At 49.5% G+C, this 20651-nt stretch carries 20 protein-coding genes; 17 read left to right on the top strand and 3 right to left on the bottom strand.

Annotated elements, in window-relative coordinates; translation table 11 throughout:
• Window positions 1-11: 11 nt before the first annotated feature.
• From tssE to tagK, 3 genes are read right to left on the bottom strand one after another with little or no spacing between them, the layout of a single operon-like run.
• A complete protein-coding gene (gene tssE / locus AC5JPW_RS10240) occupies window positions 12-506 on the bottom strand; it encodes a type VI secretion system baseplate subunit TssE (RefSeq protein ID WP_494240028.1) in 495 nt (164 codons plus the stop codon).
• On the bottom strand, window positions 503-1327 hold the full coding sequence (locus AC5JPW_RS10235) for a type VI secretion system accessory protein TagJ (RefSeq protein ID WP_494240026.1): 825 nt from the start codon (window positions 1325-1327) through the stop codon (window positions 503-505). The genes tssE and AC5JPW_RS10235 overlap by 4 nt, the downstream gene beginning before the upstream one ends.
• A complete protein-coding gene (gene tagK / locus AC5JPW_RS10230; RefSeq protein WP_494240024.1) occupies window positions 1314-2219 on the bottom strand; it encodes a type VI secretion system-associated protein TagK in 906 nt (301 codons plus the stop codon). Before tagK ends, AC5JPW_RS10235 begins: the two co-directional genes overlap by 14 nt.
• A gap of 369 nt (window positions 2220-2588) precedes the next feature.
• Between tagK and tssH the strand changes: the two genes are divergently transcribed.
• From tssH to AC5JPW_RS10145, 17 genes are all read left to right on the top strand, one after another.
• The gene (tssH, locus tag AC5JPW_RS10225) at window positions 2589-5264 is read left to right on the top strand and encodes a type VI secretion system ATPase TssH (RefSeq protein ID WP_494240023.1); all 2676 of its coding nucleotides are present in this window, start codon (window positions 2589-2591) and stop codon (window positions 5262-5264) included.
• Between the two features lie 124 nt (window positions 5265-5388).
• Complete coding sequence (tssB, locus tag AC5JPW_RS10220) at window positions 5389-5934, top strand: type VI secretion system contractile sheath small subunit (RefSeq protein ID WP_494240022.1); 546 nt, start codon at window positions 5389-5391, stop codon at window positions 5932-5934.
• 22 nt (window positions 5935-5956) lie between these two features.
• The gene (gene tssC, locus AC5JPW_RS10215) at window positions 5957-7471 is read left to right on the top strand and encodes a type VI secretion system contractile sheath large subunit (RefSeq protein WP_494240021.1); all 1515 of its coding nucleotides are present in this window, start codon (window positions 5957-5959) and stop codon (window positions 7469-7471) included.
• Window positions 7472-7602: 131 nt separating this feature from the next.
• Complete coding sequence (locus AC5JPW_RS10210; RefSeq protein WP_494240019.1) at window positions 7603-8052, top strand: STY0301 family protein; 450 nt, start codon at window positions 7603-7605, stop codon at window positions 8050-8052.
• A gap of 258 nt (window positions 8053-8310) precedes the next feature.
• Window positions 8311-8796 carry an Hcp family type VI secretion system effector gene (locus AC5JPW_RS10205; protein ID WP_494240018.1) on the top strand — a complete coding sequence of 162 codons (486 nt, stop codon included), beginning with the start codon at window positions 8311-8313 and terminating at the stop codon, window positions 8794-8796.
• A gap of 65 nt (window positions 8797-8861) precedes the next feature.
• Window positions 8862-9401, top strand: coding sequence for a type VI secretion system lipoprotein TssJ (gene tssJ, locus AC5JPW_RS10200; protein WP_494240016.1), 540 nt, complete (start codon window positions 8862-8864; stop codon window positions 9399-9401).
• Window positions 9398-10741 (top strand): type VI secretion system baseplate subunit TssK, encoded by a 1344-nt coding sequence (gene tssK / locus AC5JPW_RS10195; protein WP_494240015.1) that lies wholly within the window; start codon window positions 9398-9400, stop codon window positions 10739-10741. Before tssJ ends, tssK begins: the two co-directional genes overlap by 4 nt.
• Window positions 10738-12042 carry a type VI secretion system protein TssL, long form gene (gene tssL / locus AC5JPW_RS10190; protein ID WP_494240014.1) on the top strand — a complete coding sequence of 435 codons (1305 nt, stop codon included), beginning with the start codon at window positions 10738-10740 and terminating at the stop codon, window positions 12040-12042. Before tssK ends, tssL begins: the two co-directional genes overlap by 4 nt.
• A 4-nt stretch (window positions 12043-12046) precedes the next feature.
• Window positions 12047-12832, top strand: a complete 786-nt coding sequence (locus tag AC5JPW_RS10185) for a Rap1a/Tai family immunity protein (protein WP_494240013.1) — start codon at window positions 12047-12049, stop codon at window positions 12830-12832.
• Window positions 12829-13323 (top strand): T6SS effector amidase Tae4 family protein, encoded by a 495-nt coding sequence (locus tag AC5JPW_RS10180; protein ID WP_494240011.1) that lies wholly within the window; start codon window positions 12829-12831, stop codon window positions 13321-13323. Before AC5JPW_RS10185 ends, AC5JPW_RS10180 begins: the two co-directional genes overlap by 4 nt.
• Before the next feature lie 233 nt (window positions 13324-13556).
• Entirely contained in the window at window positions 13557-17423 is a 3867-nt protein-coding gene (gene tssM / locus AC5JPW_RS10175) for a type VI secretion system membrane subunit TssM (protein WP_494240009.1), read from the top strand.
• Window positions 17423-18178, top strand: coding sequence for a TagF domain-containing protein (locus AC5JPW_RS10170; RefSeq protein WP_494240008.1), 756 nt, complete (start codon window positions 17423-17425; stop codon window positions 18176-18178). Before tssM ends, AC5JPW_RS10170 begins: the two co-directional genes overlap by 1 nt.
• A gap of 423 nt (window positions 18179-18601) precedes the next feature.
• Complete coding sequence (locus AC5JPW_RS10165; protein WP_494240007.1) at window positions 18602-19156, top strand: hypothetical protein; 555 nt, start codon at window positions 18602-18604, stop codon at window positions 19154-19156.
• 14 nt (window positions 19157-19170) lie between these two features.
• Window positions 19171-19431, top strand: a complete 261-nt coding sequence (locus tag AC5JPW_RS10160) for a hypothetical protein (RefSeq protein WP_494240005.1) — start codon at window positions 19171-19173, stop codon at window positions 19429-19431.
• Window positions 19421-19681, top strand: coding sequence for a hypothetical protein (locus AC5JPW_RS10155; protein ID WP_494240004.1), 261 nt, complete (start codon window positions 19421-19423; stop codon window positions 19679-19681). The genes AC5JPW_RS10160 and AC5JPW_RS10155 overlap by 11 nt, the downstream gene beginning before the upstream one ends.
• A 139-nt stretch (window positions 19682-19820) precedes the next feature.
• Window positions 19821-20081 carry a hypothetical protein gene (locus AC5JPW_RS10150; RefSeq protein ID WP_494240002.1) on the top strand — a complete coding sequence of 87 codons (261 nt, stop codon included), beginning with the start codon at window positions 19821-19823 and terminating at the stop codon, window positions 20079-20081.
• A 136-nt stretch (window positions 20082-20217) separates the two neighbouring features.
• The gene (locus tag AC5JPW_RS10145; protein ID WP_494240001.1) at window positions 20218-20604 is read left to right on the top strand and encodes a hypothetical protein; all 387 of its coding nucleotides are present in this window, start codon (window positions 20218-20220) and stop codon (window positions 20602-20604) included.
• Window positions 20605-20651 lie beyond the last annotated feature (47 nt).

The raw sequence follows: 20651 nt of genomic DNA, 5'->3' as shown, positions 1-20651 counted from the left end.
AATGCCTTGTATTAAAAAAATGTAATGCGGCTCTGTTCCATATCCAGCGCGCTTCGAACTAAAAACCCGGTGGGATACGGCTGCGTCAGTATCTGTCCGCGAATTTCAAACTGTATGATGTTGTGGCTGCCCTGCCTGACTTCATCCAGCAACGGTGTCACCTGGAGCGTAGAGGCTATTAACCGTGGTTCAAAGCGGATGATGGTGTTTCGGATTGCCTGACTGATATCACCCCACTTATGTTCATACATGAAGCAACCTGCGAGTGGCGGCAGGCCGTAGTTGAGGACTGACGCCGCCGCCTGTGGATAGCGCCCGGCATCAATATCGTCCTCATGGTTAATGGTATTGAGCAGATAAGAGAGATCTCGTCGAATAATCTCTTTCAGTTGGACCGGCGTGACGTTGACCCTCCGATCATTTTTCTGATAGGGGGCATTGTCACAAAGCCTGTCAAACAGTGTGGGCAGCAGTGGGTCTGCTGATGTCATGCGGGGGGCAGTCATAGGGAATCACCTTCCAGGTTGTGAAAAATGCACTGAGTCATGTCCAGCAGGCTTATATCACCGTGACTGGTAAGCCAGACTTTCTGCCCTTGTGCACGTACGGTGGTTTCTCCGGGGCCGTCTTGCCACTGGGTTTCCTTGCACTGGCGCAGGGCATCTGACGCGTTTTCCGAACCGTTGTAGCGGGTAAACATCCATGCACTACATATTTTACCGCTCACCAGCGTGATGTTGGCTGGTGCCCAGAGCAAATCAGTCAGGCGCTCCGGCGGTGCTGACTCCAGTGAGCGAATGTGAGAAAACGGCAGCCAGACATATACGCCGCCAGTGACCAGTTCCAGCACGGGGCCAAGACGGGAATCGCTGTCACTTGCCCAGTCAAATCTCCCGCCGCTCCACTCCCCACCTGTATCTCTTATCAATTTCAATGCGGTATTACGGCATTCATCGATCTTCTTGCCATCATTCTTGCAGGCGAGGGCCGCCAGGAGTGGCTCCATCCAGGTGGGTTGCGGCAGAAGAAAAACTGGGCGCAGGTCACCCTGAAAGACGCTGTGCCGGAAGATTTCGCAGCGTACAAGCTCTCGATACAGTCTGGCTTCCTGCGTGTAGCTAGCATCCAGCCTGACGACGAGTTGAAGTTGATGCAGTGCTCGTGGCCAGTTGCCGACCACACACAATAACTGGAACAGAACGTTGCGGTAGAGTGCCTTCGCCGGATTTTCCCTTACCTGCTGCTCTGCCAACATAATTCCCTCTTCAATAGATCGTTCCTCCAACAGAGCAGTGAGGGTGGCAGGGAGCCTGTTAGTTTTGTTCATGTGAGCTATCTCCGTTTTTCTGTGCAGGGGTAATTCGGTAGTGGCTATCGATGCCGATGATATGGTGCTCTCGTTGAGTCAGGTCGGGCAGTGTGTTGCTATGTGTGGTTTTGCGAATGAGTTCAGGGGAAAGTAAAAGCAGGATATCGGGCAGTGATTCTGCCTCCAGCCAGGTCATTTCATCTTCACCAGTAATATCCAGACTATCCAGAATGGCATCAATTCCGGGCACACCCGCTACCATGTCTTGCAATGCATTGTTATATGTTTTCTGTTCGTACAGGGATGTTAAATCCTGAATGACAAGGTCTTCGTTCAGGAGATGCGACCCATTCCTGGCAGGCGCTTCCTGCTCGGGAGAGTGCAATGCTTGCTGATATTCGAGGTAGAGTTGATACAGCGGATTATTGGCTTGTTGTCCTGCACAAGTGTTCGCATTCTCCCTCACGGGAATAATATCAAACGGGTTTTGCGGGTTAAGTTGTTGCTGTTTAAACCAGTCCAGATCCAGATATTTAACCACCGATTCTGCCGGTTGGGCTATTTGAGGTTGTGGAACATCGGAATATGACTCATCACTGGCACGGATTAGCAGCCAGGACGACAGGCCCCATTCCACTCTGTCACTATCGTTAAGTCGCATGCGGTGATGAGGTTCTATTATCTGATCATTAACGGCGCAGGACAGTTCGCTCGAGTGATTCACAATCCACCAGGCCTCCTCATGTCGAACAAAGCTGAGAGCAATGTCATTTTTTCCATTCGGCTCAAACACTGGAATGTAGGGCGCGGAAGCCGTGAAGAACACCAGTGTTCCGGCGGGATATTGTTTGTCATCAACAATACCCTGTACCTGAATTTTCTGTAGTATCCATGTTTTTTCTTTTTTCATGACATTATTTAAGTGTATTCAATTTTCTGAAAAAGAGTGTTTTGTGATTTTCAATATACTTAACTTAATGTATTACCGATTCATTACTTATGATATTGATGTTATTTTTTTCATGAATATATTTACCTCCGTTATTCATAACTTTCCATGCATTTTATTTTAAGTTTTATTGGTGTTTGTTTATAAATTTTCATGACTTCTTTGTTTTATTTTTTATTAATAATAGTGGTTTTGTTAATAATCAATCCGTGATCTGCATCATTGTTTTTATTCGGTATTTTAACGATGCTGTTAATGCAATGTGATTTATTCATTCGCAGATTTTTGTGTGCGCTATTTTATGGATTTTTATGTCATAAGGCATAACAGATGGATACTCTTGTTTCACGCAGTGCATTATATGGAAAGCTTTCCAGTTCGTTATTTCGGTCGCTGGAATCTGCAACCGCATTTTGCAAGTTACGCGCTAATCCTTGGGTTGAATTGACTCACTGGCTTTATCAGTTAATGCAGCAGCCCAATAACGATATCATCCATGTTCTTCGGTATTACCAGATTCCCTTTTCTGATGTGGAAAAAGCATTGCTCCGTCAGTTGGATACCTTGCCCTCTGGGGCCAGTGCCATCAGTGATTTTTCCCACCATATTGATCTCAGCGTTGAGAAGGCCTGGATGCTGGCGAGTATCCGTTACGGTGATAACAAAATTCGCAGTGGCTGGTTGCTACTGGCCTGGCTGACCACACCAGAACTGCGGCGTGTGTTGGTCAATATTTGTACGCCGCTTGCAGATCTGCCCGTTGATAACCTGGCAGACATCCTGCCCTCATTGACTGAAATCTCGTCAGAGGCGCAGGAACCATCGTATGACGGTTCTGATTTTGCATCTGCTGTCCCCGGTGAGAGCTGTCGTGCTATCCCCGCTGAGGCTCAGGGTGATAAGTCAGCGCTGGCGAAATACTGTCAGGATATGACGGCACTTGCGCGTGAAGGCAAAATTGATCCAGTAACCGGGCGTGAGCATGACATCCGTACCATGACCGATATCCTGCTGCGTCGTCGCCAGAATAATCCACTGCTGACTGGTGAAGCGGGTGTCGGTAAAACGGCGGTCGTTGAAGGCTTTGCTTTGGCTATTGCGCAGGGCGAAGTGCCACCCGCGCTTCAGAACGTCAGGCTTATGGCTCTGGATGTCGGCGCATTACTGGCGGGCGCTGCGCTAAAAGGAGAGTTTGAATCGCGACTGAAAGCGCTGTTGGAAGAGGCCGCGCGTTCATTACAGCCGATTATTCTGTTTGTGGATGAGGTTCATACTCTGGTGGGGGCTGGTGGAGCATCCGGTACGGGTGATGCCGCAAACCTGCTTAAACCGGCGTTGGCGCGGGGCACGCTTCGCACCATCGGGGCAACAACCTGGAGCGAGTACAAACGCCATATTGAAAAAGATCCGGCGTTGACCCGGCGTTTTCAGGTTCTGCAGATTGCCGAGCCTCAAGAAATCCCGGCAATGGAGATGGTACGTGGCCTGGTGGAAACGTTGGAAAAACACCATAACGTGCTGATTCTGGATGAGGCTGTTCGTGCAGCGGTACAACTTTCTCACCGATACATCCCCGCCCGACAATTGCCGGATAAAGCTATCAGTTTGCTTGATACCGCAGCTGCTCGCGTAGCGCTATCGTTGCACACGCCCCCTGCTCATGTTCAGTATCTGCGTCAGCAAATCAAAGCGGCGGAGATGGAACAATCTCTGTTGCAAAAGCAGGAACAAATGGGGATCCGAGCTGATGAACGGTGCGATGCCCTGAAGGCGCGGATTGCGTCCCTCAACGAAAAACGGGGTGAATCTGAAGCCCGTTGGCAGCGTGAAATGGAGTTGGTGCATACATTGCAAATGCAGCGTGTTGCCACTCCTGATGCTGAGTCTGACGACGGGCAGCCAGCCGTAGAGCCGGTTGTGGGCAATAAAACCTTGCTGATACAGGCTGAAATGGCATTAAGGGAATGGCAGGGCGATGAGCCGGTTGTATTCCCTGAAGTCAACGCAGCCGTCGTTGCGGCGATTGTCGCTGACTGGACCGGCATTCCCGCGGGGCGCATGGTCAAAGATGAAGCCAGCCAGGTACTGGAGCTGCCTGCGAGGCTGGCGCAGCGTGTTGTCGGGCAGAACAGTGCACTGGCGCAAATTGGCGAACGTATCCAGACCGCCAGGGCGGGGCTAAGCGATCCATGTAAGCCAGTAGGCGTGTTTATGTTGGCCGGACCGTCAGGTGTCGGTAAGACAGAAACTGCGCTGGCATTAGCCGAAGCTATTTACGGCGGTGAGCAAAACCTGATAACCATCAATATGAGTGAATTTCAGGAAGCCCACACGGTATCTACGCTGAAAGGGGCGCCGCCCGGCTATGTGGGTTATGGTGAAGGAGGCGTGCTGACGGAAGCGGTGCGCCGCCATCCCTGGAGCGTGGTACTGCTTGATGAAATAGAAAAAGCGCATCACGACGTCCATGAACTGTTCTACCAGGTTTTTGACAAGGGAGGGATGGAAGACGGTGAGGGGACGCATGTCGATTTTAAAAATACCACGCTGTTGCTGACCACCAACATCGGCTCTGAGCTTATCACCCTGATGAGTGAAGATCCTGCGCTACTCCCTGATCCTGCAGGACTCAAAGAGGCGCTAACCCAGGAACTACGTAAACACTTTCCGGCTGCTTTTTTAGGCCGCGTGACTGTTATCCCTTACCTCCCATTAGATGAATCAGCACGTGCTGTGATTGTTCGCTTGCATCTTGACCGCATTGTGGCGCGGATGCGTGAACAACATGGCGTCACGTTGGCCTACAGCGAGGGGCTGGTCGCGCATATTGTCGCGCACTGCCCAATGCATGAAATGGGGGCACGATTGCTGATTGGCTATATCGAACAACACATTCTGCCACCTCTCTCTCGCTACTGGCTGCAGGCCATGACGGAGAAAACCGCCATCAGAAAAATTTTTGTCACCATGGATGGCGAGGCGCAGATTGTTTTTGAGACGCAATAGCTGATGTCTGCATGTAAATATCAAATAAATCAGACGGATAAAAAGAATTTGTTGTGTGGTTTTTAAACTGTACCGTTGCACTGCTGTCAGGGCTGACGGTCGACTGATAAGGAAATGAAGGATTATGGCAATCAACAACAGTGCGCAAAAGTTTATCGCGCGAAATCGAGCGCCGCGCGTGCAGATTGAATATGACGTCGAAATTTACGGCTCCGAGAAAAAAATCGAGTTGCCGTTTGTTATGGCGGTGTTGGCAGATTTGGCCGGGAAGCCACGTGAAGAATTACCGTCGGTGACGGATCGTAAATTCCTCGATATTGATATTGATAATTTTAACGAACGGATGAAAGCCATTGCACCACGCGTGGCATTCGCAGTGCCAAATACGCTGACGGGTGAGGGCCAACTGATGGTCGATATCACGCTGGAAAATATGGACGATTTTTCGCCCGCGCAGATTGCGCGCAAAGTCGACGCGCTTAATCAGTTACTGGAAGCCCGCACCCAACTGGCAAACTTGCAAACCTATATGGATGGTAAAGCCGGTGCGGAAAATCTGGTCAATAGACTGTTGCAGGACCCAACCCTGCTGAAAACGCTGGCGAATGCGCCCAAACCTGCCGCTACGCAGAATAGTGTGTCAGCCGGTGATTCTGAACCAGCGGAATAACGTCGACTATTAAGGAATTGTTATGGCGAACAGTAACATGCATGCAACCGACGTGGTTGCTCAGGATACAACCACGGTTGCAGCATCTGGCGAATTTGATGCATTGCTTAACCAGGCCTTCCGACCTAAAACGACTCAGGCGGCAAAGGCAGTGGAAGCGGCGGTGCAGACCCTGGCACAGCAAGCGCTGACGAACACTGTCACCGTCAGCGACGATGCTTATAAAAGCATTAGCGCAATCATTGCACAGATCGATTTTAAACTGACGGAACAGATCAAACTGATCCTGCAACACCCAGACTGGCAGCAACTGGAATCTTCCTGGCGTGGCATGGAGCATCTGGTTTACAACACTGAAACCGACGAAAAGCTGAAAATCCGCTTCATGAATCTGTCTAAAGATGAGCTGCGGCGCAATATGAAGCGTTACAAAGGCATCGCGTGGGATCAAAGCCCGATGTTCAAGAAGCTTTATGAGGCCGAGTACGGTCAACTGGGTGGTGAGCCGTATGGTTGCATTATTGCGGATTACTATTTCGACCATACACCGCCAGATGTGGACCTGCTTGGCTCAATTGCCAAAGTTGCCGCATCGGCACATGCGCCATTTATTGCCGGGGCGTCGCCTTCCGTCCTGCAAATGGATTCGTGGCAGGAACTGGCCAATCCTCGCGATCTGACCAAAATCGTCACCCAAAATCTGGAATATGCGCCGTGGAACTCGCTGCGCGCCAGCGAAGACTCCCGTTACATTGGCCTGACAATGCCGCGTTTCCTTTCCCGCCTGCCTTATGGCGCAAAAACCAATCCGGTCGATGAGTTCGACTTTGAGGAAGATGCAGATGGCGCTGATCATTCTAAATACGTCTGGAGTAATGCCGCCTACGCGATGGGCGTAAACATCAACCGTTCATTCAAACACTACGGCTGGTGTACGTTGATCCGCGGTGTGGAATCCGGCGGGGCAGTTGAAAACCTCCCTTGCCATACCTTCCCTACAGATGACGGTGGCGTAGACATGAAGTGCCCGACGGAAATTGCAATTTCCGACCGTCGCGAGGCCGAATTGGCTAAAAACGGCTTTATCCCGTTAATTCACCGCAAAAACTCAGACTATGCCGCCTTTATCGGCGCACAGTCGTTGCAAAAACCTCAGGAATATTACGACCCGGATGCGACGGCGAATGCCAACCTGTCCGCCCGTCTGCCGTATCTGTTTGCCTGCTCGCGCTTCGCTCACTTTCTCAAGTGCATTGTGCGCGACAAAATCGGCTCCTTTAAAGAGCGCGAGGATATGCAGCGCTGGCTGAATGAGTGGATTATGAATTACGTCGATGCCGATCCGGTGAACTCATCCCAGGAAACCAAAGCGCGTCGTCCACTTGCCGCCGCTGAGGTTGTGGTAGAAGAAGTTGAAGGTAATCCAGGCTATTACGATGCCAAATTCTTCCTGCGCCCGCATTTCCAACTTGAAGGTCTGACAGGTTCGCTGCGTCTGGTAACGAAGCTGCCTTCAATTAAGCAGAGTAATAGCTGATATATATTTTTTATGAATATCAGACGGAAAACATCAGTAAGCAGAAAGGTGGAAATATACGGAGGATATGTATTATTGATATCAATAATAATGCTGAGTCCTTTTATATCATTGAGTAGGGAATACATACTATGACCGTACGCTCAGCTTTTTACCTGTTGCCTGGTATTATTCTGCTTTTTTCGCAATATGCCGTAGCCTGGGAAGTCAGTTGCCCGGCTGTTATTGATACCCAGACATCTACAGTGAGCCTGAAGTCTGATGTACCAGAACCGTGGCAGCTTTCTCCTCGCTATATGTCACGTTTATGGTTAAGTGGTATTGGGGTCACGCAGGGTAAACCTGAAAAGCTGATGGATCTGAAACCAGAGACTAAAAAAGTAAACGGTGAAAGTTGGTCTGTATGGGAAACAGAGCGGCTTAGCGATAAGGAAATCGATCGATATTGGGTTTCATGTATTTATGGTCACGCACAGGTATGGTTGACGCAATCAATACCTGCTTCTTCAACGCGCTGTAAGACCCGTGATTTTGAAGGATCGCCACAAGACTCATTTGTATCTTTTATCTGTAATGAGTGATTTGAGATGTGAATGTTTCAGCTCAGGCGATGGTATTTATTAACCGAAGTTATAAAGTGTCATTTACATGATTGATTAACGCAAAGTCATTCAGTAATTAAATGTGTTCTCGGTGTTTTCAATACCGAAGGAAATATACAGGCTCCAGTTCTTCTTAAAATTTTGGAGAGGAGATTCTGTACGGCAATGATTTGTCTCCGTGTCAAGTGACGGGATGAATTAGGTTTATTTTAAGTAAATTTTAATAAGGATATAAAAATGGCTTATGACATTTTTCTGAAAATTGATGGCATTGACGGCGAGTCAATGGATGACAAACACAAAAATGAAATCGAGGTACTGAGCTGGCGCTGGAATATCCATCAGGAATCCACTATGCATGCTGGTAGCGGCCTTGGCTCAGGTAAGGTCTCCGTCACTAATCTGGACTTTGATCACTACATCGATCGCGCCAGCCCAAACCTTTTCAAATACTGCTCCTCCGGCAAGCACATTCCACAGGCCATTCTGGTAATGCGTAAAGCCGGCGGCAATCCACTGGAATATCTCAAGTACACCTTTACCGACCTGATTGTTGCTGTGGTTTCTCCGAGTGGTAGTCGTGACGGCGAGATTGCCTCTCGTGAAACGGTAGAGCTCTCCTTCAGCACTGTGAAACAGGAATACGTGGTGCAGAACCAGCAGGGTGGCAGCGGCGGCACCATCACCGCAGGCTACGACTTCAAGGCTAACAAAGAAATTTAACTGCTTAACTCGGCCAGGAATGTTGTCTGGCCGTTTTTATTTGAATGATTTTAAAGGAATTTCAAGTGAATAAATGGCGTAACCCCGGCGGGCGGTTATGTGCGGTAGCTATGCCTTTTGCATTCTTCTTGCTTTACGGATGCGGCGGCAGCGACACGCAACCTGCCCCTGAGCGGCAACGACTCGACCTGAGCGTAAAAGCCTCTGACAAAGTGAATTCTGGTCATCAGAACAAGGCTGCCCCCATTGAGATACGTGTTTATGAACTGAAAAATGATGCCACATTCACCGCTGCTGATTACTGGTCTCTCCACGATAACGACAAGTCAGTTCTTACCGACGATTTATTGCATCGCGACAGCTTTATTTTGCACCCGGGCGAGGAGAAAAAGCTGCGTCGCCCACTGAATGTTCAGACCACAGCAATAGGCGTGATCGCCAGCTATCGAAATCTGGCGAAATCCGTCTGGCAGGCGACGTACAAAGTCCCAACCCCCCCGGAAAAAAGCTGGTTCAGCGGCATGATGCCGGGGAAAAAAGTGCAGTTGAATGCCGAGCTTCAACAAAGTGCCATTTTGATTACTGAGCGGGAAAATGAATTATGAGCTGGAATGACCGGGTGGTCTGGAGTGAAGGACAATTTCTGCTGCCGCAAATGTTTCAGCAGCAGGAGCGTTATCTGGAACATGTCATGCATTACCGCAGCTTGCCACTGGATCCTTTTTTCTGGGGCTTCAGTCATTACAATATTGATGGCGAGGCGCTGAACATCGGTAAACTGATATTGAAAGAGGCGTCAGGGATTTTTCCTGATGGCACGCCGTTTAACGCACCAGACCATACTCCGTTGCCACCGCCACTGACTATCCTGCCGGAACACCTCAATCAGCAGATTTGCCTGGCCGTGCCGGTACGCACGCCGAACAGCGAAGAGACCACTTTTGACAATAATCCGGAGTCACTCGCGCGGTTCTCAATTCATGAGCACGACATCCGTGATGCCAATTCGCTGGGGAGGGGGGCACAGCTTTTGCAGCTCAGCCACTTGCGCCTGCGCCTGTTGCCGGAAAAAGCGGTGACGGGTGCCTGGATCGGCCTTCCGCTGACCCGCATTACCGGGATGAATCCTGACGGACGGGTCGATATTGACCATGACCTTATTCCCCCGGTCAATAATTACCAGGCCAGCTCGCTGATATGTACATGGCTGTCATGGATTAACGATTTGATTCGAATGCGAGCGGATTCACTGGCGGAACGATTGACCGGTAGTGATAGCCACGGTCATGAAGCCGCAGAGGTCTCTGACTATCTGTTGCTGCAAATCCTCAATCGTTTTGAGCCGTTGCTGAGCCACCTGGCAAAAACGCCTCTGGCCCCGGAGAGGCTGTATCGCTACCTGTCCGAGCTTGCCGGCGAATTATCGACCTATGTCCGTCCCAAAACGCGGCGGCCTGCTGAATACAAAGAGTATCGACATCTCACGCCCTATGCCGGTCTGAAATCCCTGGTCGATGAATTGCAATACCTGCTCAATGCAGTGCTGATTCGGGGCGCGCAGCGTATCGAACTGAAAGAGGGAACATATGGCATTCTGAATGCCGTCGTCGCGCCTTCCGATCTCGCCGATTTCAGTACCCTGGTGCTGGCTGTAAAGGCATCAATGCCCACCGATGCCCTGCTGCAATATTTTTCCGCTCAAACAAAAATTGGGCCATCGGAGCGTCTGCCGGAGCTCATTCGTTCACATCTCCCGGGGCTGGCTTTGCAGGTATTGCCCGTGCCGCCACGGCAGATTCCGTTTCAGTCCGGATACATCTATTACGACATCCGCCGCGAGGGGGCGATGTGGGAGCATATTGCCCGTTACGGTGGAATGGCCATGCATACCGCCGGAGAATTTCCGGGGCTGGAGATAGAAATGTGGGGAGTTCGCGATAAATGACAGACCACACGCTTCCACCACCTGCAAGGGATATGAGGGCCTTTTTATCCGCCATGCCAGCGCACAGCGACGATGAAAACCAACAGACCGTTCAGGATCAGTATCGCGCTGACAGTAATGTCATTGTTGAAGATGGTCCCGACAGCAAGCTCCGATTAGCTGAAATCAGTGCAGCGATAAATCCGCTGCTCGCTGCCGCCAGGCCCCTGTTGTGCGCATTGGCGGAAATGCCCAATAAACTGGAGGCCGCATTCGTAGAGCCTTACCGGACGCTGCTGGTCCGTGAGGTGCAGTTGTATCAGGCTCTCTGCGATCAAGCGAACCTGCGGCGCGAACATGTGCTGGCGGTCCGCTACTGCTTGTGTACTGCGCTGGACGAAGCCGCAAACAATACGTCCTGGGGGCGGCACGGCGTCTGGGCCGGGAAAAGCCTGTTGGTGACATTTCACGGTGAAAGTGAGGGCGGTATCAAGCTGTTCCAGATTATTGGGCGCCTGGCCACCAGTTTCCAGGAACACAGCAATGTGCTGGAGGTCCTCTATCACCTGCTGGGGCTGGGGTTTGAAGGGCGTTACAGCGTACAGCCCGATGGGCATAAGCAACTGGACACTATTCGCCAGCAACTCCTTACTCAACTTTCACAGCGTCGTGACCCGGTAATACCCGCGCTCTCGCCTGATTTTCAGGGGGCAATGGGGGGACGATCGCGGCGGATGCGACGGGTACCCGTCTGGTTGAGCGCGGGAATTATGATGCTGGTGATGCTGACGCTGTTTGGTTTATACAGCCATCGAATGGATGTTCGGACCGCTACCGTACAACAGAATATTGACGCTATCGGAAAAGAACTGCCGCCACCCCCCTCGCCAGTTCCTAAGCTGCGGTTGAAAAGTTTGCTGGCAAACGAAATTGCTCGCGGCCTGCTGACCGTGGATGAAGATGACCAGAAAAGTCGAATCATCTTCAGTGGCGATGCGATGTTTGTACCAGGGCAGAAAACGGTTAACGATGCACTTCGCCCGGTGATTAACAAAGCCGCGCGTGAAATCGCCCGCGTGGGTGGCGCCGTGACCGTAACGGGGCATACCGACAGCCAGCCTATTCATTCGGCTGAATTTCGTTCCAACCAGGTATTGTCAGAAAAACGGGCGGCGGAAGTCGCAGCTTTGCTGAATTCCAGTGGGGTGCCACTGGATCGGGTACACGTCGTCGGGAAGGGGGACACGGTGCCAATAGCGGATAACGGCAGTATAGCCGGGCGGGCGAAAAACCGTCGGGTGGAAATTCTGGTAGTGGAATAAGTTAATGATGAAAATATCAGCCAGTGGCGCGCCCCATTATTCGTCAGTATGCAGTACGCCTGATGACCATAACCTGACAACAGCAAAATATAACATAAAACGATCTCTCCGCGTTTTTTTGACCGTCATAGGTTGCTTATTATCCGATGCTGTTTTAGCCGGTCCATGGGTTAATGGAGAATTAATATCCCCCGATAAAACCAACCTTAGCACCCGGGACTTTCTGAGATTTTATAACAGTGAAAGCTTGCAGGAAAAAGATAATACGCTGATGTATGTGCTGGGTGTTTCGGATGCTACAGAAAGCAAAACCTGGTGCGGGTATGGTCAGATTAGCAGTATCACAATCAACCATATTGTTTTGACCTGGCTTGAACGACATGCAATTACAAAGCATGATATAAGAGCCTCAGTACTCATTGAGGAAGCATTAGTTAAAAATTACCCCTGCCAGGGAAATGAGCCATCCGTACACATTGCCCCTCAGTTATCTCCTGCTCAATATCTGACGCCAGATTCACTCAACCTTTCAGGTAATGATTTTTATCGGTTTTGGGTATCTGGTAGTCAATTGGATAAACTTCGGGCAGGTATCTATCTGCTTGGTGTGGAGGATGCAACGGAGAGGAAAATATGGTGCGGATACGATACATTCAAAACTTTAACATTAAACGAGCTTGTCTATATATTTCTTAAAAATAAAACGCATGAGGAGCTTAATTCTCGCGCGGCTGAAATTATTATGAATAAATTAATAGATTATCCATGTGGGGAAGAACTTAAAAAATGAAGCCTTCATACGCAGTGCTAAAAGCTAATCATAGCTCATCATATTTTGGAAGTCCTGATTTTGTTGAGTCGAAAGATTTCTATGCAAGTATTGGTTACGATCAGGTTAAACTTGGCATTCAATTTGAAAATACCTGTGCTGCTCGTATGAGTGTGGCATTAATTAAATCAAGTGTTAAATTTAAGGGCCGTCTTCTATCCATTAAAGAGGGTAAATGGAAAGGTCAGCGCCTTGAAACAGGTGCAAAAAACCTGGCAGATATACTTTCCCAACCAATCGTTTTTGGTAAGCCGATTATCTGGCATGATTCAAAAAAATTTCAGGCAGGCCTTGGTAATAAAAGAGGTGTGGTCTTTTTCTGGAAAATTGATGGATACAATGGTGGTGGCGGGAGTCATATTGATCTAATTGAGCCGGGCAACGCAGGAGTGATATGCCATTCACATTGCTATTTTACCTGTAAGGAAATTTGGTTCTGGGAGTTGAAGTGAAAATATAGGTTGCTTCTTATGCGTTATAAAAAATCAATTAAATATAATGCTCTGAATCAGAAAGAATTGGCATGTGTAAATTTTACATAGAGTAATTTAAATTTATAAGCTTTGGTTCTAATGTCAGTCTAATAAGGTTTTCTCGGATCTTTTTAAATTAATATGCTTAGGTCGTATTTCTTTGTTCTTAGTGTTCCGAAGTTTTTGATTAATAGATGGCGAGTTGAAATATAATGCAAAAATTTCTTAGTCTGCTTTTTTCCCGACGAGCGTTGGCTATTATGGGCGTGATAGTGCTGTCGCTGCTGGTTTGGTTTGTTGGGCCACTGGTGTCATTTGATACCCTGCGCCCGCTCGCCTCCGTGGGCAGTCGGGTGGTGACCATTGCCCTGTTGCTGATGCTGCTGGTGTTGTGGCTGGTCAACTGGTCGATGAGCATCGTCGGCATTACTGTTTTGTGCCTGGTGATAGGGTTTATCACACCGCTGCTGGCCTTTGGCGATGTTCATCCGTTTGCACCACTTTGGGTTCGCCTGACCCTGATAGGTTTCATCCTGCTGGTCTATGCGCTGTATGGCCTGTATCGCTTATGGCGTGCACTGCGTATGGATGAACAACTGCTGCGCCGCTTTTTGAATCCGCGGGGGGAAGAGGTACCGGTAGCCGGAGAGATCAAAGCCGATCTGCGCACCGTTAGCCAGATCGTCACACGGGCTATCCGACAGTTGAAACAATTACGCGTAGAGATACCCGGCTGGCGAAAAATATTCGAAGGCAAACGCTTTTTGTATGAGCTTCCGTGGTTCATGGTGATCGGTAGCCCTGGTGACGGCAAAACCACGGCGCTATTGAATACCGGATTGCAGTTCCCCCTGGCAGAACAGATGGAGCAAAGCTCACATATTCTCACGGTACCAGGAGGGGGGACGCTGCATTGCGATTGGTGGTTCACCAATGAAGCGGTGCTGATTGATACCGCCGGACGCTATGCACGTCACGATGACGGCGGCGAAGCGGGTGCGGCACTGCGCAACGCCGGCGAGTGGCAGGGTTTTCTCGGGCTACTGCGCAAACATCGCCCCGGAGCACCACTCAACGGCGTCATTGTGACGTTGAACGTAGCGGATTTAACCGCGCAGTCACCGACGGAACGAATGGCGGCGTGTGCCGCCTTGCGTGCCCGGCTTGCCGATCTGCGAGAAACGCTGGGCATTCGCTTTCCGGTGTACCTGGTCGTCACCAAAATGGATTTGCTGCCAGGTTTCGGCGACTATTTTCGCACTCTGAACAGCCATCTTCGTGCACAAATCTGGGGCTTTACTTTGCCCTTCAGCCGCGGGCGTAAAGCGAACGATCCGCAAGCGCTGCACGCTACCTGCACTCAGGAACTCTCGCGCCTGACGCTGCGACTGGATCAGGGGCTGGATACCCGATTACAGGAAGAGTATGACCTTAAAAGCCGCCAGCGGCTGTACATCTTCCCGCGAGAGTTTGCCGCCCTTGGCACGCCGTTAATTGAGGCCATAGAGCACATTTTCCTCGATTCGAAATTCGATGCCACACAGTTAAACAACATGCTGCGGGGGGTATTCTTCACCAGTGCCGCGCAGGCACAGGCCAATGCGGTGGCCGACAGGATGAGTATCTGGCAGCGCTTTGTTCGGGCGATAAAAACGGCCCGTGGGGATTGTGCTGTTTCCCCCGCACATACGCTGCCCGATGGCAACCGCAGCTACTTCCTGCACGATCTACTGAAAACATTTATTTTCCGTGAAGCGCACCTGGTGGAGCCAAATCTGCAGTGGGCCTGGCGCTATCGCCTGCTGCGCCTTTGTGGACACCTGCTGGTGCTCGTGCTGGCCTTCTGGCTGTGGCAGGGAATGCTGACCAGCCAGCAGAACAATGGCGACTACATGAATGAAATCAGCGCCCGCGCCACCCATCTTGAAAATGAAGTGAAAGCCTACACCGCAAAACCGACGATGGCTCCGGTGCCCTTGCTGCTGGATAGCGCAAGAGAACTGTCCGCCTGGCCGGAACTCGACCCCGATGCGCCACCGCTGACCTGGCGTTACGGCCTGTACAGCGTGCCGCCAGTGACTGACAGTGTGGCGTCACTTTACAACCGCCTGCTGGATCAGTTGTTGCTGCCGCCGTTAGTGAAACGCATGGAGCACGTGCTGGCAGACGCTATTAATCGTCAGGACAGCAAAGCGGCGTACAACGCATTGCGCGTTTACCTGCTGCTAAATCTGGATCCCTCTCATGAGGATAAATATAACGCCGCGGAGATCCAGTCGTGGTTGCTTAACGATTTAGGGAACAGTGACAGCATGGCTGGGTTTGGGGGACGCGCCGCGCTGCTAACGCATATCGAAGCGTTGTTTGACGGCAGCAGAATTGTACATTCGCCTTATGAAAAGGATCAGGCGCTGATCCGCCATGCGCGGGCGTTTCTCGACGGCCATACCAGCACCGAGCGTATCTATACGCGAGCACTGGCGGCAATGGAGAGCGAAGCGCCGCAGGAGTTTACGCTGGTCCGCGCCGTAGGGGCCGATGCAGGAACGGTCTTTGTACGCAGCAACGGTGCTCCGCTTGACCGGGGGGTGCCGGGTATTTTTACCCGTGAAGGCTACCGCGAGCTGTTCGACAAACGGTTGCCGGAATTTGTGGCTTCGGCAACGGTGAATGATGACTGGGTGATGGGCCGGGAAAGTGCGTCAAAAAAGGGGGCTGCAAGTTTGCGAAGTCATCTTCCGGGGCAGGAGCAGTCTGTCGCCCGTGAAGTTCGTCGGCTGTATCTCACGGACTACTCACGCCACTGGCAAGCCTTTCTGGAAAGTATTCACAGTATCAACAGCGCCGGTGAAGAGGGCAGTTCCGGTCTGGCGTATGACTTACAGGTGCTGCGCACCTTCGCGTCCCCGGACTCGCCGCTGATGAGGCTGGGAAAAGCCGTCGTAGACCAGACGACTCTGGTGCCGCCGCTCGATCCGCTGGCAAAGCAGAAGCAACTGGCCGAGCGTGTGTCCGCTAATGCAGGAAAAGCCGTACAAACGGCGAAACTCTACCAGGATATCCACCCGGAAGAACGGTTGGAAAAAACGTTGGTAGATGACCGTTTTGCTGCGTTACGCGAAGTCATTTCCGGGCGGGCAGATGGCGCGCAGGGCGGCGGCACAATGCAGATCAACTCCCTACTGACGACGCTCAACGAGTATTACACCCAACTGACCATTGCTGACACCGCATTAGCGGCAGGAACGCTACCGCAGCGCATTACCGCCGCCGACAAGTTGCAACTGGAAGGGGCGAAATTGCCTGCGCCACTAAAAAACATTTTGCTGGATCTGACGAAACAAGGGACGCGCAAAATCAATGCCGGAACGGGCGACGTGCTGAATGCCCAGATGGAAGCGATGATCGGCGACGACTGCCGAGACGCCATTGACGGACGCTACCCTTTTACCGACAGCGAGCAGGAGGTCAGTGCGGAGGACTTTAACCGCATTTTCGCCACTGGTGGCGTGCTGGATGCATTCTGGAGCAAACAGTTGGCGCCGCTGGCAGACATCGCCAGCGAGCCGTGGCGCTACAAACCGACGGACGGTAACAGAGTTTTGCAGGGGCCGGATTTAACACCTTTTCAGCAGGCGGCGCAGATCCGGCGCGTGTTTTTCAACGGTGAAGGCGGGAAAAAATTTTCCTGGTCAATGCAGGTAAGCGTAGTGGACATGGATCCGGCCATTACAGAACTGGTGATTGATATTGATGGCCAGGTGCTGCGTTACGCCCACGGCCCGGACAGACCGATGCAAGTGAGATGGCCGGGGCCGCGCAATGGCTCAATGGCAGAAATCACCGCCAGCCCACGTATTCGTCAGGACACCTCCACGTTGCTGGAAGGCGGACCCTGGGCGCTCTTCCGTCTGCTTGACGCCGGGAAGGTGCAGGAAACAGCCGTGCGTGGTCAGCAACTGGTCGAATACAACTTTGATGGTCGGCGCGTGGTGTTGGAAATTACGGCCAGGCGGGACTTTAACCCGGTTAACCGGAACTTATTACAGGGATTCAGTTGCCCGGCGAGAGCGCTGTGATGCGTCGGTCGATGAGAGTCTCTTCTCCGGCAATGTTTGGCCGGCTGCCGGACCTGCGTGATTACGTGCGTTGGCGGGTAAGCGCGGAAGAAGGGCAGTTATGGCAGGCCTGGCTGAACCGCCAGACGTGGGTGGGGTGCGGGCGGCATATTGTGCAACCGGAAAGCCTTGAAACGAAAAAAGAACCTGACGGCTGGATGTATTTGACGCCGCGGGAAACACCGACGCCGCAACACCATCCGCTGCCATGGAGCTTTGTGATGTCTCCGGGTTTTTTGTCTCCCGAGGGGACGAATGACTGGCTGACCGGTGTGCTCACGGCATCACGCGACAGCGTGGGGCGCCCCTGGCCACTGGTGATTTACCAGCGTTGCGGGCGGGAGTGGCTGGACGAGAGTTTGCAGGAAACGCAGGGCTGGTTGTACTGGCTGGCACAACTGACGGCGCAACATGTCACGCCGGACACAATACAACGCGGACGGCTATCAGAGCAGACGGATAGGTTATGGGCGATGTGGCAACCAGGGCCGTGGTGGACACAATGGCTTCGAGGGCGAAAGCTTGCGCCCCAGCGTAGCCGGAAACTTGCGGGTTTAGGAGATGCAACGCCCTTGGGGGAACTGCCAGGCGTACGCTATCTGCCATGGCCGGGCTGGCCAGGTAAAACGCTTGCGCTGTCAACTACGGGGCAGGGGTGGTTCTGGCAGCAAAACAGCGAAGGACGCTACGTGGATGCGCTGCGGCTGGGGATATAACAATGTTTTGTATTAAGGTTCTGAAAATATAATTAAAAAATAAGATATTTAAAGAGGCTGAGGTAATGAAAAATAAATTATTGCTACGTTGGGGATGCATTACCCTGATTGGTATTGCTTACTGCGTAGTGGTTTTATGGTCCAGCTTTATATTTTTACTAAATTATTCCAATATCACTAACATGGGTGGGGAATTTATTTCTCCTCAATGTTTATGGTTCGGGGAACAATTACAGGCGGATTTTGATAATACCATTCTTTCCTCATTATTGGGTTTTTTGATATGTACGTCATTGATACTTTTTGTTTTTAAGAAAATAAGGTAATGGGTGATAATGATTTTTATAAGCACCTGTTGTGCTCTAAATTAAGACGATTTGACGTCATTGTGAATAGAGAAGAGTTGCCGTCCGGGAGAGATAAGTGAAAAACATGAAAGGTTTATTGCAGTCTGCAATGTCTGAAAAAAGGAGAAGTAATTTCCCTGATATCTGTAAGCCAGAAGATAATGCATTGTTGCATGGCGTCTTTTTGTGGGTTGAAATTACTCGTTATGGCCATGCTTTTGTCTCTGTGCATATGAACAATATTGTGTATTTATACACCTATGGTCGGTACGGCAGAACTGGATCCATTGATTCTGTCGGTGATGGTATTTTAAATTTCTTTGAAGGTGAGGATGCGCGTTCATATTATCGTTATGAGCTTTATAAGCTGGGAGCTCGTGTATTTAAAATAAATGATGCAAATCCTGTACTGGTCCGGGAATATTTTGAAGAAATGTGGAGTGCAGCCAAGTCACCTGTTCCTACAGTGTTAATGCAGGACAGTACAAAGTCTCGGGGGCGTACCATCGATGTTTATGATGTTACAGGAAATAATTGTACGACACATTCAGTGGAAGGGATTAAGTACTCTGGCTCAAAAATATTTGAAAACCAATTTAAGCTACATTCAGCATTTGGAATGACCAGGTAAGTGACGGCACTGAGGTGGATTTTACAATTCCTTATTCATTACATAAATTCCTTATTGAGAAAAACTCAGATTTCTCATCGATGGCTGTTATTGATATGACGGACCGATTTCGACAACAATACTATAATGTTGGTAATAAAAGTGTTCCAGATAAGGGATTGAGCACTGTTCTGATAGAACTGGGGGTAGCAAGTGTTTCTTCAGTAGGTCATTCAGTTCCAGTTTCTGGTGGTACATTTGGTGGCTTACTCGGAGGGTCATATAATGAAAAATAAATTCTTACTACGCTGGAGAGTTATTCTATCTGTTTTTTTTATTTATTATATTGTCATGTTTTTCTTTGATTTTATATTTAGATTTAATTTTTCGAAATACGCAGGTGCTGAGGGTGATTATACTGAGTATCAGTGCTTCGGAATTGCCAGTCAATTACTGGCAGATCATGATAATACAGCAATGGCTTCATTTGTTGGCTTTTCAATCGGTGTGCCGCTTATATTGTTAGTATTTAAAAGAATAAGATAGTACTGGCATTTGATTTCATGAGTTAATTCTTGATTTTAATTAAGTAATTAAGTAATTAAGTAATTCTCTTGAGCAATTGCAGCGTATATGTTCTAGCCGTCAGGAGCTGTTTTTTAGATTAGTATTAGAGAGGAAGGTGATGACAAAAAAGTTCTTGCTACGTTGGATGGCTATTTTATTTATTTTTATCATTTACTACATTGTCTTTTTTTTCTTTCATTTTATATTTCAATTGGATTTTTCAGAAAACATGAGTATGGGCGGGGGTTTTACTGCTGCTCAGTGTCATGCGATTGCAAGGGAATTACTGTCAGACCATGACAATACGATGATAGTTTCATTGGTTGGTTTTTTAGCCAGTGTGGCATTTATATTGCTAGCCTTTAAAAAGATCAGGTAGTACAAGTTATAAATATGTTGGTTGTTATTTTATAGAACATGATTAGTGGTCTTTCAGGGGCGTAATTTTATCTTGTGAGTGTAAGCAAATGATGAATTCTTTTATTATTCCGATGCGTGTAATACTGTATGGAATAATGATAAATACGACCACTTTGTCGACGGGCGATAATGTAAGCAATAATTATGTTAATGAGTCGATTGAAAAAGAAAATGACCATCAGGCATTAAAGTATTATGAACGCAATAATATAATCAACGGAGAGAATGACAGTTTCTTTTTGAGTGAATATGGCGTTCCTGAACACGAGTTTGTAAGGCCTCGTTATGCTTTTGTCGGAGAGTATTACATTGGTCTAGAAGAAACCTATCGATCAACAAACCCTGAGTTTAGCAACATTCCAATAAAGGAAATGCTTTGGCACATTCGTGATGATTTAAATCTGACATGCTGGTTTCATCAACAAGATGGACAGTGGAAAGTCATTTCTTACATATTCTGGCCGCCAGGGGCAATATTTTAATTCGGTATTAAAATAATAACTAATATGGGTCTTGTTTCTATGTGAAA

The sequence above is a fragment of the Phytobacter sp. genome, from assembly GCF_059074235.1.
This window is presented reverse-complemented; position numbering and strand designations above follow the sequence as displayed.

Coding starts and splice junctions, on each gene's coding strand:
- tssE (WP_494240028.1), bottom strand. CDS start 506: ATGACTGCCCCCCGCATGACATCAGCAGACCCACTGCTGCCCACACTG.
- AC5JPW_RS10235 (WP_494240026.1), bottom strand. CDS start 1,327: ATGAACAAAACTAACAGGCTCCCTGCCACCCTCACTGCTCTGTTGGAG.
- tagK (WP_494240024.1), bottom strand. CDS start 2,219: ATGAAAAAAGAAAAAACATGGATACTACAGAAAATTCAGGTACAGGGT.
- tssH (WP_494240023.1), top strand. CDS start 2,589: ATGGATACTCTTGTTTCACGCAGTGCATTATATGGAAAGCTTTCCAGT.
- tssB (WP_494240022.1), top strand. CDS start 5,389: ATGGCAATCAACAACAGTGCGCAAAAGTTTATCGCGCGAAATCGAGCG.
- tssC (WP_494240021.1), top strand. CDS start 5,957: ATGGCGAACAGTAACATGCATGCAACCGACGTGGTTGCTCAGGATACA.
- AC5JPW_RS10210 (WP_494240019.1), top strand. CDS start 7,603: ATGACCGTACGCTCAGCTTTTTACCTGTTGCCTGGTATTATTCTGCTT.
- AC5JPW_RS10205 (WP_494240018.1), top strand. CDS start 8,311: ATGGCTTATGACATTTTTCTGAAAATTGATGGCATTGACGGCGAGTCA.
- tssK (WP_494240015.1), top strand. CDS start 9,398: ATGAGCTGGAATGACCGGGTGGTCTGGAGTGAAGGACAATTTCTGCTG.
- tssL (WP_494240014.1), top strand. CDS start 10,738: ATGACAGACCACACGCTTCCACCACCTGCAAGGGATATGAGGGCCTTT.
- AC5JPW_RS10185 (WP_494240013.1), top strand. CDS start 12,047: ATGATGAAAATATCAGCCAGTGGCGCGCCCCATTATTCGTCAGTATGC.
- AC5JPW_RS10180 (WP_494240011.1), top strand. CDS start 12,829: ATGAAGCCTTCATACGCAGTGCTAAAAGCTAATCATAGCTCATCATAT.
- tssM (WP_494240009.1), top strand. CDS start 13,557: ATGCAAAAATTTCTTAGTCTGCTTTTTTCCCGACGAGCGTTGGCTATT.
- AC5JPW_RS10170 (WP_494240008.1), top strand. CDS start 17,423: ATGCGTCGGTCGATGAGAGTCTCTTCTCCGGCAATGTTTGGCCGGCTG.
- AC5JPW_RS10155 (WP_494240004.1), top strand. CDS start 19,421: ATGAAAAATAAATTCTTACTACGCTGGAGAGTTATTCTATCTGTTTTT.
- AC5JPW_RS10150 (WP_494240002.1), top strand. CDS start 19,821: ATGACAAAAAAGTTCTTGCTACGTTGGATGGCTATTTTATTTATTTTT.
- AC5JPW_RS10145 (WP_494240001.1), top strand. CDS start 20,218: ATGATAAATACGACCACTTTGTCGACGGGCGATAATGTAAGCAATAAT.